This is a genomic window from Erythrobacter rubeus, assembly GCF_014705715.1.
In the GTDB taxonomy this organism is placed as follows: Bacteria; Pseudomonadota; Alphaproteobacteria; order Sphingomonadales; family Sphingomonadaceae; genus Erythrobacter; species Erythrobacter rubeus.
The window spans coordinates 1,610,507-1,623,236 of the sequence record NZ_JACXLC010000001.1; the positions used below are offsets into that span (position 1 = coordinate 1,610,507).

General features: G+C 59.8%; 13 protein-coding genes. 1 reads left to right on the forward strand and 12 read right to left on the reverse strand.

Annotated elements, in window-relative coordinates; all coding sequences use genetic code 11:
* Positions 1-99: 99 nt before the first annotated feature.
* The 10 genes from rpmE to pyrH all read right to left on the reverse strand — a co-directional run bounded on the left by rpmE (position 100) and on the right by pyrH (position 9,662).
* The gene (rpmE, locus tag IB285_RS07915; protein WP_190787667.1) at positions 100-324 is read right to left on the reverse strand and encodes a 50S ribosomal protein L31; all 225 of its coding nucleotides are present in this window, start codon (positions 322-324) and stop codon (positions 100-102) included.
* A gap of 103 nt (positions 325-427) precedes the next feature.
* The gene (gene fabZ, locus IB285_RS07920) at positions 428-907 is read right to left on the reverse strand and encodes a 3-hydroxyacyl-ACP dehydratase FabZ (protein WP_190787668.1); all 480 of its coding nucleotides are present in this window, start codon (positions 905-907) and stop codon (positions 428-430) included.
* Positions 908-941: 34 nt separating this feature from the next.
* Positions 942-1,634: an OmpH family outer membrane protein gene (locus IB285_RS07925; protein ID WP_190787669.1), complete on the reverse strand. Its 693-nt coding sequence runs from the start codon at positions 1,632-1,634 to the stop codon at positions 942-944.
* Entirely contained in the window at positions 1,634-4,336 is a 2,703-nt protein-coding gene (gene bamA / locus IB285_RS07930) for an outer membrane protein assembly factor BamA (RefSeq protein ID WP_234033632.1), read from the reverse strand. Before bamA ends, IB285_RS07925 begins: the two co-directional genes overlap by 1 nt.
* Positions 4,337-4,604: 268 nt before the next feature.
* Positions 4,605-5,714 carry an RIP metalloprotease RseP gene (gene rseP, locus IB285_RS07935; protein WP_190787671.1) on the reverse strand — a complete coding sequence of 370 codons (1,110 nt, stop codon included), beginning with the start codon at positions 5,712-5,714 and terminating at the stop codon, positions 4,605-4,607.
* Positions 5,715-5,730: 16 nt separating this feature from the next.
* Entirely contained in the window at positions 5,731-6,894 is a 1,164-nt protein-coding gene (locus IB285_RS07940; RefSeq protein ID WP_190787672.1) for a 1-deoxy-D-xylulose-5-phosphate reductoisomerase, read from the reverse strand.
* 4 nt (positions 6,895-6,898) lie between these two features.
* Complete coding sequence (locus IB285_RS07945; protein WP_234033094.1) at positions 6,899-7,645, reverse strand: phosphatidate cytidylyltransferase; 747 nt, start codon at positions 7,643-7,645, stop codon at positions 6,899-6,901.
* A complete protein-coding gene (uppS, locus tag IB285_RS07950) occupies positions 7,632-8,354 on the reverse strand; it encodes a polyprenyl diphosphate synthase (protein ID WP_190787673.1) in 723 nt (240 codons plus the stop codon). The genes IB285_RS07945 and uppS overlap by 14 nt, the downstream gene beginning before the upstream one ends.
* A 23-nt stretch (positions 8,355-8,377) precedes the next feature.
* Entirely contained in the window at positions 8,378-8,935 is a 558-nt protein-coding gene (gene frr / locus IB285_RS07955) for a ribosome recycling factor (protein WP_190787674.1), read from the reverse strand.
* Positions 8,936-8,939: 4 nt separating this feature from the next.
* The gene (gene pyrH / locus IB285_RS07960; RefSeq protein ID WP_190787675.1) at positions 8,940-9,662 is read right to left on the reverse strand and encodes a UMP kinase; all 723 of its coding nucleotides are present in this window, start codon (positions 9,660-9,662) and stop codon (positions 8,940-8,942) included.
* Between the two features lie 320 nt (positions 9,663-9,982).
* On the opposite strand from pyrH, the gene IB285_RS07965 reads away from it, so the two are divergent.
* Entirely contained in the window at positions 9,983-10,813 is an 831-nt protein-coding gene (locus IB285_RS07965) for a metallophosphoesterase (protein ID WP_190787676.1), read from the forward strand.
* Positions 10,814-10,915: 102 nt separating this feature from the next.
* On the opposite strand, the gene tsf is transcribed toward IB285_RS07965, so the two are convergent.
* Both tsf and rpsB read right to left on the reverse strand, forming a co-directional pair.
* The gene (gene tsf / locus IB285_RS07970) at positions 10,916-11,842 is read right to left on the reverse strand and encodes a translation elongation factor Ts (protein ID WP_190787677.1); all 927 of its coding nucleotides are present in this window, start codon (positions 11,840-11,842) and stop codon (positions 10,916-10,918) included.
* A gap of 105 nt (positions 11,843-11,947) precedes the next feature.
* On the reverse strand, positions 11,948-12,703 hold the full coding sequence (gene rpsB / locus IB285_RS07975) for a 30S ribosomal protein S2 (RefSeq protein ID WP_190787678.1): 756 nt from the start codon (positions 12,701-12,703) through the stop codon (positions 11,948-11,950).
* Positions 12,704-12,730: the final 27 nt, after the last annotated feature.

Here is a 12,730-nt window from a genome sequence, read left to right on the forward strand (position 1 = left end):
TCTGCTCTGTAGCGCAAAGAAAAAGGCGGCCCCGTCGGACCGCCTTCCCTTACAGCCCGAAGGCTGCAAACTGGTGTTCGCTCACTGGAGGAGCGCCCCTTATTTCTTCAGGGACAGCCCGCCAAAGCGCTTGTTGAATGCGGCGACACGGCCACCTTCCTGAAGCTGCTGCTTGCCGCCGGTCCATGCCGGGTGGCTGGTCGGGTCGATGTCGAGCGAAAGAGTGTCGCCCTCGTTGCCCCACGTTGAGCGGGTTTCAAACTCGGTACCATCGGTCATCTTGACCTTGATGGTGTGATATTCGGGATGCCCTTCGGCTTTCATGACTAATTCCTTTGAAGCTTTCGCCGGTACCGACCGGCGGCGCTATAAAAACTGGAAGCGGCGCAAATAGCGCCGTCGCAGCAAAATGCAAGCTATCTTCCGCTCAGTTCTCCGGCGGGTCGGCGATCATGGCTGTGAATTCAACCTCGCAAGAAGTCTTGCCTTCGACGCTTGCCTTGCCCTTGAACTTGTAGACCCGGCGGCGCTGCTGGAGAAACTCGACTTCGAGATCGAGCAGACAGCCCGGCGTGACCTGGCTGCGAAACTTCGCGTTGTCGATGCCCATGAAAATCACAAGCTTTCCCGTTCCGGCGAGCTCCAGCGTTTCGATGCCGAGGATCGCTGCGGCCTGCGCCAGCGCCTCGATCTGCAAGACACCGGGCATAATGGGAGCGCCGGGGAAATGTCCTTGGAAAAACTCCTCATTCATACTCACGGCTTTGACGGCGTGAATGCGCTCGCCGAGGTGGATCGCCTTGACCCGGTCGACCAGCAATAGCGGGTATCGATGAGGCAGGGCATTGAGCACCTTGTGGATGTCGTAATCCACAATCGGATCCGAAGATTTCGGTTCGTCGCTCATGCCCTGCCCCTACTTGTTCCTAGTCCCGAAAGCCTCAGCGGCCCTCTGGTGCCTGTGCGTTACCCTGCTGTTGCTGCTGCTGGGCCTGCTGCTGCTGACGCAGCTGGGCCGCGATCAGCGTCTGCTGGATTTCCTGAAAAATCTGCGCGCCGTTGCGGGTTGGGCGATATCCGTTGGGCGGTACGATCCCGACGGTCGGCACCTTGGCATTCAGCGACGTGGTGATCTGCGGAGTGATATCCGCGCCTTCCCCGGCGAACTGGATCGCTTCGGGCTGAAACACCACTGCGACCTGCTGAGCGGCGGCAACTTCCTGCAGCGCGGTCGGATACTGCGCAAGGATCTGCTCGACTGCGAAAATCCGGGCATTATTGACCTGACCGTTGATGGTCGCGATTTCGCCCTCAAGGGTCTGAATCTGCGTGAAGCTCGAGGAGTTCTGCACTGCCGGCAGCTCGCTATCGTCGAGTTGGCCGTTGCCATTCTGATCGAACGGCTGAAGCAGAGTTGCGAGCTCCTGCTGCTTGGTCGTGCGCGTTTCGATCTGGGCTGCGTAGGTGGTGGTGACCTGCTGATAAGCGGTCTGCAGCGCGGTCGTGCCGAGGATGGCGCGTGCGATATCGGCCGTAGCGATACCGCCCTGGACCTGGGCAGTGGCCGGAGCGGTCGCAGCGGCCGCAGCGAGTGCTAGCCCTGCGGGAGCGAGAAATTTCGTAACATTTTTCATTAGAACTGAGTTCCTACGTTGAACGTGAAGGTTCTGTCGTCATCTCCCTCGACCTTGCGGATCGTCTGGGAGAAATCGATACGGAACGGCCCGAATGGCGAGTTCCAGTTGACCCCGATGCCCGCGGTAATACGCGGGCTGGGTGTATCCCCGAGAAAGACCTCTCGGATTGCGCTGCCGCTCCTGATGCTCGGGATGTTCTCCGTAACACCATCGGCAGCGATGGGATTGATGGTTGCAACCTGCGTGACTGTCGACGAACCATCGGGATTGGTGACCACAACGGTCTCGATGAACAGCGGATTTCCGCTTGCATCGACGTTTTGAACACCATTGGGATTGTCTTGCAGGATTGGCTGTTCGACCCCCCAGAGCGCGCCGACATCGACCCAGATCGATGGTCGCAGACCAAGTTCGCGAGCGCCCGTGCCAAGCGGAATTTCGAGCTCGGCCCGCGCCAGGTAGTAGTTGCGGCCGCCCAAGGCGTCGTCTCGCACCGAATCGCGGTCGGTAATTACGATCGGATTTCCGTCCTCGTCGAGATCGGTCATGCCCGTCGCCGGGTTGAAGCTGAATGGCTGGGTCAGGATGCGCGGTCCTACCCCGCGAAGATCGAACCCGCGGAATTGCGGCTCACCGAGGAAGAAGCGGTCCGTAAGCAGGACATCGTCCACACCTTCGCCCTCGCGATCGCGAAGTGGAATGATCGTGCCGCCCTCCGCCGAAACGGAGAAGATAAAGCCGCTATTGGCGACGTTCCAGAATTGCTGGGCACGTCCCCGGAACCTGAGGTAGCGCTGGTCACCGCCAAGTCCGGCAAACTCGGTGCTGAACGTGACGTTCCGGCCGCGCGTCGGGCGCAGGCGAGAATTGAGGGTGTTGTAGCTGAGGCTCAAGCCGAGGATCGAGCTGAGACGATCGCCCAGTGCATCGCATAGGAACCGGCCCGCCAGCAGCGGATCGCACTCGGCTATCCCGTCGCCGTCGATATCGGAGAAGAAGATGTTCTCATCGAGGCTGACCTGTTCGTAGTTCAGCGTGTAGCTGCCGACCAGCGACATGAATTCGGTGAGAGGCACGCCGACCCGAACCGCACCACCCGTCGTCGCCTGCTCGAACGTAGTATTGCGATCGCCGCCAAAGCGGTTGAAGCTGTTGAAATCGCGGCGATAGATGTCGATGCCGGACGAGATGTTGCGATCGAACAGATATGGTTCAGTAAAGCTGACCTGTGCCGACCGAGAGAACTGCGAATAGTTCAGGCTGAGCCCGATCGTCTGTCCGCGCCCGCGGAAGTTCCGCTGGCGAATGCTCCCTGCCAGAATGAACTGTTCGATCGATGAGAAACCGGCCGAAAACTGTAACTCGCCAGTGGGCTGTTCTTCGACGTTCGCTTCGAGCACGATGCGGTCGGGCGCGCTGCCTTCGACCTGATTGACCTCGAAGTTTTCCTGAAAGTAGCCAAGCGAGTTAATACGCGCGGTCGTCCGCTGAACACCGAGCGAGTTGAACGCATCGCCTTCGCTGATGCGGAATTCGCGGCGAACAACCTTGTCTTGCGTCAACGTGTTGCCGTTGACGTCAACCCGTTCGACGTAAACGCGCGGCGCCTGACGAAGGATGAACGTTATGTCCATCGTCAGATCGTCTGGATTGCGATTGAAACGCGGCTGCACGTCGGCGAAGGCATAGCCGAAACGCCCGGCGAGTTCTGTCAGCTGCTCGACGGTGTCTTCCACCGCCTTCGCGTCGTAGAAATCGCCGGTCTGCATCGCGAGATTGCCGCTCATCACGTCGCTGTCGAAATCGCGGAGCTGACTTTCGACGACCACGTCACCGAATTTGTATCGTTCGCCTTCCTCGACCACGTAGGTGATAATGAAGTCTTCCTGATCCGGCGTAAGCTCGGCAACAGCCGAAACGACGCGGAAATCGGCGTAGCCTTCGGTCAGATAAAACTGGCGCAGCTTTTGCTGGTCGAACGCCAGACGGTCAGGATCGTAGCTCGTGTTGGAGCTGAAAAAGCGGTAGAAACGCGACTGTTTCGTGACCATTTCGCCGCGAAGCTCACCGTCGGAGAACTTCTCGTTCCCGATGATGTTGATCTGGCGCACCTTGGACTTCGGCCCCTCGGTGATCTCGAAGACCACGTCCACACGGTTCTGTGGGAGCTGGACCATCTGCGGTTCAACTGTGGCAGCAAACCGCCCTTGGCGCTTGTAGAGCTCGACGATGCGCGCAACATCGGCGCGGACTTTCGAGCGGGTAAAGATCTGGCGCGGCGAAAGCTTGATCTCCGGCAAGATCTTATCCGAATCGAGCCGCCGGTTGCCCTCCAGCACGATGCGGTTGATCACCGGGTTTTCAGTCACCGAGATGACCACATTGCCATTATCGTTGCGGATCGAGAAGCTGGAGAACAACTCCGTCGCACCCAGGTCCTTGAGTGCCTCGTCCGCTGCAGCAGAGGTGTATTCCTGACCGACCCTCAAACGGATGTAACTGAGGATCGTGGTCGGCTCGAGCCGTTCGGATCCCGAAACGCTGATTGTGCGGATTATATCGCCGCTCTGCGCGGGCGGCGGAGCTGGCGCTGGTTCGGTCGCAGGCTGCTGCTCTGCCGCAGAAGGAGCTTCAGCCGCTGGATCCGCGTCCGGCTCTGCATCCTGGGCCAGAGCGGTGAACGGAACACCGGCCAGCATCGTCGCTCCGGACAAGGCGATAGCCAATCGTCCTGCACAAGTGATCACTTTTGGAGTGGCAGTGGAACTGCCCTTCTCGCTGCGTCGATTCATGGAGTAAAAAATCCCGTTTAACCCGTCTATGCCACGCCCGAAACATGTGGGCACGCCATCCCCATGGCGCGTAACTGGCGGTCCCAATCGGTCCGCATTCGCCTCTGCCCCATGCAGCCTTCGCAATCAAGCCGACTCCCCGGACAATCCCGGTTCGTCCGTTTCCTTTCCCCGGCTAACTGCCGAACAGCGATCCGAAGAACGCCAGCGAGGTGACATCGTTGACCGTCACAACGACCATGAAGACCAGAACAACGGCGATGCCGGTGCGATAGGCCCACTCTGTTGCGACAGGCCCGACCGGCTTCCTGCGAACCGCTTCCGCGGCGTAGAATGCCAGATGACCACCATCGAGAGCGGGGATTGGCAAGAAGTTGATGAATGCCAAGTTAAGCGAGATCAGCGCTGCAAAATTGACGAACGCGACGAATCCCAAACTCATCTGTTCGCCCGAATATTTCGCAATCTTTACAGGGCCGCCGAGCTCTTTGATCGAACGCTCGCCGGTCACAACCTGCTTGAGCCCGGTCAACATCATCTCGAGCACGTCCCAGCTATGGGCGAATGCGAGCGGAACCGATTCAAGCACGCCGACTTGTTCGATAATGTACTCTCCGCCCGACGGGCCCACGCCGATCTGGCCGATCACGCTGGTGTTTCCGAAGCTGTCGCTTACCTCGACGCGTTCAGTCGTCATGGCGAATTCGCGCTCAACGCCGTCACGCACAGCCGTAACGGTGAGGTCCTTCGATGGATAAAGCGCAATCTCTCCCCTGATCCCGTCGAAGTCGTCAACCGGCACACCGTCGACAGCTATTATGGTATCGCCGACCTGCATGCCCGCCGCCTCGGCAACGGAGGTTTCCGAGAACTCTCCGATAGTGCGGGAGTCTTCCGAAGCGACGATCGTCGGCTTGCCGAGTACGGCAAACAAGGACGCAAATATAGCGATGGTTATGAGCAGGTTTGCGACGGGCCCCGCTGCAACGATCAGCGCACGCTTCCAGAGCGCCGCACCCTGAAAGCTCCCCTGCTGTATCGGCGCTTTGGGATCAGGGATTGATGCAGGGTTCATGTCGCCGCTGAACTGGACATAGCCGCCCAGAGGAAGCGCCGAGAGTTTCCAGCGCGTTCCGCGGCTATCGGTGTATCCAGCGATTTCCTTGCCGAAACCGACCGAAAATGCATCGGACCGCACGCCGAACCAGCGAGCGACGAGATAATGACCGAGTTCGTGAAGTGTGACTAGCGGTCCCAGCAACAGCAGGAACCCCACGAGGTACATCCAGAATGGAGGCGATTCAAACAAGAGCGTGGCTTTCCAGAGCTTCTTTCGCGTAAGAGCGTGCTTGTGCGTCAACGTGCAGCACGTCGTCCAACGTGCCGGGGGCGTCTGCGGTATATTTGCTTAATGTGCTTTCAACCACTGCCGTAATGTCCATGAACCCTATCTGACCGTCTAAAAACGCAGCGACCGCAATTTCGTTGGCCGCATTGAGGATCGCTGGCGCAGCGCCGCCTGCGTCGATCGCCTCACGACAGATACGTGTGGCCGGGAACAAGGTTTCATTTGTCGGTTCGAAAGTGAGCTGGCCGATTTCGGCAAGATTGAGCGGCTTGAGCTCCGTCTGCATACGTTCTGGCCAGGCGAGGCAAGACGCGATGGGCACGCGCATGTCGGACGGGCCGAGCTGAGCGAGCGTCGACCGGTCGCGGTACTCGACCATAGAATGGACGATGCTCTGCGGGTGAACGACGATCTCGATCTTGTCGAGCCCTACAGGGAAAAGATGGTGCGCTTCGATGAATTCGAGGCCCTTGTTCATCATCGTGGCCGAATCGATCGTGATCTTTGCGCCCATCTCCCAATTCGGATGCTTTAGCGCCTGTTCCCGAGTCACCGTCTTCAGCTGATCGGCGTCCAGCGTTCGGAATGGTCCGCCGCTCGCGGTAAGGATGATCCGCCGCACATCGGCAATGCTGTTGCCCGAGAGGCATTGGAAGATTGCATTATGCTCCGAATCCGTCGGCAGCAGAGTTGCTCCGGATCGCTCTACCGCCGATTTGAGGATCTCACCCGCGGACACGAGCGCTTCCTTGTTCGCCAGCGCGATCGTTCCTCCGCGTTCGGCCGCGGCCATCACTGGTGCCAGACCCGCGCATCCGACGATGGCAGCAACAGTCATATCCACCGGAATGCGAGCCGCATCACGCAAGGCGCCCGAACCGCCTGCGGCCTCGATCGTGGTGCCCGCCAAGGCTGCCTTCAGATCTCCCAGACAGGTCTCATCGCCGACAACCGCCAGTCTTGCGCCGAACGCCCGTGCGAGCCGCGCCAGCTCGTCGGCGGAGCAATTCGCCGTCAGCGCTCCCACGCGCCACTTGTCCGGGTTGCTCCTGACAAGATCGAGTGTCGAGGCACCGATCGATCCGGTAGCGCCGAGAATGGTAATCGAACGGGTCATGCCATCATAATCCAAGCAATGCGGGCACCACCGCAATCAGAAACACCACGAAGTAGACTGCCAAGAACCCATCCGCCCGGTCGAACACGCCGCCATGACCGGGAATGAGATTGCTGGAATCTTTGACCCCGGCCCGGCGTTTCATCCAGCTTTCAAAAAAGTCGCCCGTCTGCGCGACCACCGCAACCAGAGCGCCTGCCGCAAATGCTGTCACTATGTTGAGCCAGGCGAAGCCTTCGAATGCTGCTGGCCCGAAATCGGTGACATCAATGCCAATACCGACAACGCTCGCGGCGAGCCCGCCTCCGATCAATCCGGCCCAAGTTTTAGACGGGCTGATCGAAGGCGCAATCTTCGGTCCGCCGACGGCTCGGCCCATGAAGTATGCGCCGACATCGACCGCGACAACGGGCGCGAGGAAGACCAGCAACACTTCCAGCGGCCCATAGCTCATCCGCACTTGCATCAAGGCATAAGCCGCTGCGCTGACATAGGCCGCGCCAGCGAACGACCAAGCGACTTCGGAAAGCGCTGACAATCCGAACGCCCGCACCAAGCGGTTCCATTCCCATAGCACAAGCCCAGCGAGCAATGCGACGAAACCGACCCACCACCAGCCGCCAAGCCACAATGCCACGCTTACCACGGCGGCCATTACGACACCTGAAACGAAGCGGACCGGCAGATCTGCGAGGCCTTTCACCGTTTCTTTCGCTCGCTGACGTTTCGACATAGCACTATCTTCCGCCATAGCGACGCTCCCGCCGGGCGAAGTCATCGAGCGCTTGGGCCAGATGCTCGGGCTTGAAATCGGGCCACAGCGTGTCGACGAACAACATCTCGGCATAGGCTGCCTGCCAAAGCAGGAAGTTCGACAGACGTATCTCTCCGCTTGTGCGGATCAGCAGGTCAAGCGGCGGCAAGTCACTGGTATCGAGTTGCGCTTCGATTGCCTCCGCGGTGATCTCGCCGTTCGCCGCGGCCTTTGCAGCAGCTCGCGCGATCTCATGCTGCGCACCATAATTGAGCGCAACCGCGAGCTTCTTGGTGCCGTTCGCCGTCTGCGCCAGCGCGTCTTCGAGCATGGCAACGATGTCGGGCGCGAGCGATTGCCAATCGCCGATAATCCGAAGCTCCACATCGTTCGCCACGAATTCGGGAAGGTCGGACTTAATGAACTTGCGCATCAGGTTCATCAGGTCATCGACCTCATCTTCTGATCGTTTCCAGTTTTCCGAAGAGAAAGCATATAGCGTCAGGCAATCGAGATTGAGCGGCCCCAACCCGCGCACGAGCCTGCGCACAGCCTCGACACCGCGTTGGTGACCGACCGAACGCGGCAGTCCCCGTTTCTTCGCCCAGCGGCCATTGCCATCCATGATGATCGCAACGTGACGCGCTCCAGAACCTCCGTCCTGCAGATGCGCACTTTCGCCAGACTGAGCGGGCATGTCGCCCATTGACCCTCCCCGCCCCTCGCGCGTTATTGCGTAAGGATTTCCTGTTCTTTCTTCGCCGCCGCCTCGTCGGTTTCGGCGACGTATTTGTCGGTCAGCTTCTGGACTTCTTCCTCCATCCGCTTGCGATCGTCTTCGGAAATTTCCTTCTTCTTCTCGTCCGCCTTGAGGTCTTCCATTCCATCACGCCGCACATTGCGGATGGCGATCTTGGCTTTCTCGGCATATTGCCCGGCGAGCTTCGCGAGTTCCTTGCGCCGCTCTTCGGTAAGGTCGGGCATCGGCAGACGCACCGTCTGGCCATCGGTCATCGGATTAAGGCCCAGGTTAGCCTTAGTAATTCCCTTTTCGACCGCAGCGACGTTCGATTTGTCCCATACCTGCACAGCGAGCATGCGCGGCTCGGGCGCGTTGACCGTCGCCACCTGGTTGAGCGGCATCATCGCTCCGTACACCTCGACCTGAACGGGGTCGAGCAAGCTGGTGTTGGCACGGCCCGTGCGCAGACCCGAAAGATCGCCTTTGAGCGCCTCAACCGCGCCGTTCATGCGGCGCTCGATATCTGCCTTGTCATACTGCGGCATGTGCTTACGCTTCCTTTTGAACTATCGTTTGCGTGCCTTTGCCCGAAAGGACAGTGGCGACGTTGCCTTTATCGCGGATTGAGAACACCACTATCGGAATGTCGTTCTCTCGGCAAAGAGCGACCGCTGTTGCGTCCATAACCTTCAGATTAGCAGACAGAACCTGATCATAGGTTATCGTCTCGAAGCGGGTCGCATCCGGGTTATATTTGGGATCGCTGTCATAGACGCCATCGACGCTGGTGCCTTTGAGCAGCGCATCACAATTCATCTCCGCCGCGCGGAGCGCCGCGCCTGTATCGGTCGTGAAGAACGGATTGCCCGTGCCCGCTGCGAAGATGACGATGCGACCCTTTTCGAGGTGCCGCTCTGCACGCCTACGGATATACGGTTCGCAGACGGAGGACATCGGGATCGCGCTCTGCACGCGGGTCTGCACCCCAAGCTGCTCCAGCGCATTCTGCATCGCCAGCGCATTCATGACCGTCGCGAGCATGCCCATGTAATCGCCGGTGGTCCGGTCCAGCCCGCGCGCTGCGCCCGCGACGCCGCGGAAAATGTTGCCCCCGCCAATGACGAGACAGACCTGGAGCCCCGTCTCCTGCGCCGCCTTTACCTCCTCGGCAAGCCGCGCAACGTAAGCCGGATCGATCCCGTATTCCTGCTCGCCCATCAACACCTCGCCCGACAGTTTCAGGAGAACGCGCTTGATTTCGGGAAGGGGCATGATCGAAACGGTCTTTCGCTCGGAGACTAGACTGCGCTGCCCTTATCCGGGAGGGGCTGTAATGCCAAGAGGGATAGCGCCTTTCTGACCATAACCTGTGACACGCATCGCTAGAGCGTTGCAAATATTCAAATCCTGTTTTTCGCAAACTTTTCAATGTACAAGCGGAATTCGGTGTGACTTTCCGCGCAGCCGCCGATTTTGCCTCTGGCGGTGCAGCACATCGCGCATGTAAAGCAGGGTGTAACGCAGGCTGAATGATCATGCCCATTTCTTAAAGCGCGCAGGAGGAGTAGGAAAATCGCTCGCAATGGTTCGGCATGATCCGCAGACTGATAGTCGCTGCGCTTCTGATCGCGTTCGTCATCGGTGCGAAAGCTTTGTTCGACACGATGCGCGATCCGGTTGTCCAGCGTGTTTCGATCGAAAGTGACGCCCTGCGCGCCGGATCGCAGCCGGTTACTGTCGCACTGCTTGCCGATATCCATGTGGCAGGGCCGGACATGCCGCCATCCCGGCTCGCGCGCATCGTCAAGCAGGTAAACGCGTTGCAGCCCGATCTCGTCGCTATCGCTGGTGATCTAGTCAGCGAGAAGCGCACGGCAACGAATGTCTACTCCGCCGGGGAGGTGATCGCCCCACTCGGCAGATTGAGAGCCACGCACGGGGTTGTGATCGTCCCAGGTAATCACGATCACTGGTTTGATTGGCCAGCCCTCTCAGCGCAGATCGCGCGCCATCCGCAAATCACAATTCTCGCCAACGAAGCCGCCCAATTCGGGCCTCTCGCGGTCGGCGGTGTCGATGATGCCTTTACCGGGCGGGACGACCTCGACGCGACCTTCGACGCTTTGCGACCGCTTACCGGCGTAAAGCTTGCTCTCACCCATTCGCCTGACATCTTCCCTCAAGTTCCGGTCGATATCGGTCTCGTGCTCGCCGGGCACACCCATTGCGGACAGATCGCCTATCCATGGGGAGGTGCGCCTGCAACGATGTCCGAATATGGCGATCTGTACGCCTGCGGGGTAACCGAGCAGCACGGTAAGATACTGGTGACGAGTGGAGGGATCGGCACCAGCCTGCTTCCGATCCGTCTGTTCACCCGGCCGGAAATCTGGCTGATCGAAATTCGGCCGCTGCAGCACTGATGCTGCGGCGGCCGTCATTCTCGGTTCGCGAGTCCCCTCGAAGGCGGGACCTCATCCAGATGAAGCGAGTTCCACGCCGATGCGGGGATTCACGCTTGCCAATCAGCCGCCGACGGCAGCCGCAACCTCCGCTGCGAAGTCGCTTTCTTCCTTCTCGATGCCTTCGCCGAGCTGGAAGCGGACATAATCGACCAGCTTGATCGACGCGCCGGCTTCGTTTGCGGTGCGGGCAACGTATTCTTCGACGGTCGCCTTGCCGTCTTTCACGAAGATCTGGCTAAGGAGCGCGTTTTCCTTGGCGTATTTCTTGACGGCGCCTTCGACCATCTTTTCCTGCACGTTTTCAGGCTTACCGCTTTCGGCTGCCTTTTCCTGTGCAATGGCACGTTCGCGCGCGATTACGTCCGCATCGAGCCCGTCAGCGTTGAGCGCCTGCGGGAACATCGCCGCAGCGTGCTGGGCGATATCCTTACCGAGCGTCGCGAGAACATCATCGCTGGCGTCGCCTTCGAGAGCAACGATCACGCCGATCTTGCCGAGGCCGTCAGCCGCTGCGTTGTGCACGTATGGCACGACCGCACCTTGTTCGACCGACACGATGCGCATGCGGCGGATCTGCTGGTTTTCGCCGATGGTCGCGACATTGTCCGTGAGCTTGTCGGCGACGGTGCCGCCATCGGGGTAGCTCGCCGCCTTGAGCGCTTCGACATCGTCATTGTCGAGGGTCAGCGCGACTTCGGTCGTCTTGCGAACGAAATCCTGGAACTGCTCGTTCTTGGCGACGAAATCGGTTTCCGAATTGACTTCTACGGAAACGCCCTTGGTGCCTTGGACAGCAACGCCGACGAGACCTTCGGCAGCGGTACGGCTGGACTTTTTCTGAGCGGTGGCGAGGCCCTTGGCGCGCAGTGCATCGACAGCAGCTTCGATGTCGCCGCCCGCTTCGGTCAGCGCCTTCTTGGCGTCCATCATGCCCGCGCCGGTCTTTTCGCGCAGGGTCTTCACATCGGCGACGGTGAAATCAGCCATTATTGAATTCCTTCGGGGGTTTGGGCGCCGGGGCCCGTTACGGTCGCCCGGCGCGGTAGTTTTGAATTGTGACACGCATTTGAAGCGCGTCGCTAAAGATAAAGCTTAGGCTTCGGCAGCTGCTTCAGCAGGCGGCTCCGCCATTGCGCCGATGTCTTCGCCCGAATCCGCTTGCGCCCCGCCCTTACCGGCATTGGCTGCATCGCTGATGGCCTGACAATAGAGGCGCACAGCGCGGCTCGCATCGTCATTGCCCGGAACGGGGAAAGCGATACCGGTCGGATCGACATTGGTATCGAGCACCGCGATCACCGGAATTCCGAGCACAGCGGCTTCCTTGATGGCGAGGTCTTCCTTGTTGGCGTCGATCACGAACATCACGTCCGGAATGCCGCCCATGTCGCGGATGCCGCCGAGCGACAGTTCGAGCTTGTCGCGCTCACGCGTAAGCTGCAGGACTTCTTTCTTGGTGAAGCCGCTGGTGTCGCCCGAAAGCTGCTCTTCAAGGGTCTTGAGACGCTTGATCGAACCGCTGATGGTCTTCCAGTTGGTGAGCATGCCGCCGAGCCAACGGTGGTTGACGAAGTGCTGGCCCGATGCGCGGGCTGCTTCGGCGATGGGTTCCTGCGCCTGGCGCTTGGTGCCGACGAACAGGACCTTGCCGCCCGAACGGACAGTCTGCTCGACGAAATCGAGAGCGCGCGCGAACAGCGGCACGGTCTGCGACAGGTCGATGATGTGAACACCGTTGCGGTTGCCGAAGATATACGGCTTCATCCGCGGGTTCCAGCGGTGGGTCTGGTGGCCGAAATGTGCGCCGGCCTCGATCAATTGCTGCATGGTGACGGTGGTGCCCGCCATAGGTAATTCCTTTCCGGTTGTTCCTCT

Bases quoted from the DNA above. Each gene is read 5' to 3' on its own strand.
- rpmE (WP_190787667.1), bottom strand. From the start codon at position 324: ATGAAAGCCGAAGGGCATCCCGAATATCACACCATCAAGGTCAAGATG.
- fabZ (WP_190787668.1), bottom strand. From the start codon at position 907: ATGAGCGACGAACCGAAATCTTCGGATCCGATTGTGGATTACGACATC.
- IB285_RS07925 (WP_190787669.1), bottom strand. From the start codon at position 1,634: ATGAAAAATGTTACGAAATTTCTCGCTCCCGCAGGGCTAGCACTCGCT.
- bamA (WP_234033632.1), bottom strand. From the start codon at position 4,336: ATGCTGGCCGGTGTTCCGTTCACCGCTCTGGCCCAGGATGCAGAGCCG.
- rseP (WP_190787671.1), bottom strand. From the start codon at position 5,714: ATGTACCTCGTGGGGTTCCTGCTGTTGCTGGGACCGCTAGTCACACTT.
- IB285_RS07940 (WP_190787672.1), bottom strand. From the start codon at position 6,894: ATGACCCGTTCGATTACCATTCTCGGCGCTACCGGATCGATCGGTGCC.
- IB285_RS07945 (WP_234033094.1), bottom strand. From the start codon at position 7,645: ATGGCGGAAGATAGTGCTATGTCGAAACGTCAGCGAGCGAAAGAAACG.
- uppS (WP_190787673.1), bottom strand. From the start codon at position 8,354: ATGGGCGACATGCCCGCTCAGTCTGGCGAAAGTGCGCATCTGCAGGAC.
- frr (WP_190787674.1), bottom strand. From the start codon at position 8,935: ATGCCGCAGTATGACAAGGCAGATATCGAGCGCCGCATGAACGGCGCG.
- pyrH (WP_190787675.1), bottom strand. From the start codon at position 9,662: ATGCCCCTTCCCGAAATCAAGCGCGTTCTCCTGAAACTGTCGGGCGAG.
- IB285_RS07965 (WP_190787676.1), top strand. From the start codon at position 9,983: ATGATCCGCAGACTGATAGTCGCTGCGCTTCTGATCGCGTTCGTCATC.
- tsf (WP_190787677.1), bottom strand. From the start codon at position 11,842: ATGGCTGATTTCACCGTCGCCGATGTGAAGACCCTGCGCGAAAAGACC.
- rpsB (WP_190787678.1), bottom strand. From the start codon at position 12,703: ATGGCGGGCACCACCGTCACCATGCAGCAATTGATCGAGGCCGGCGCA.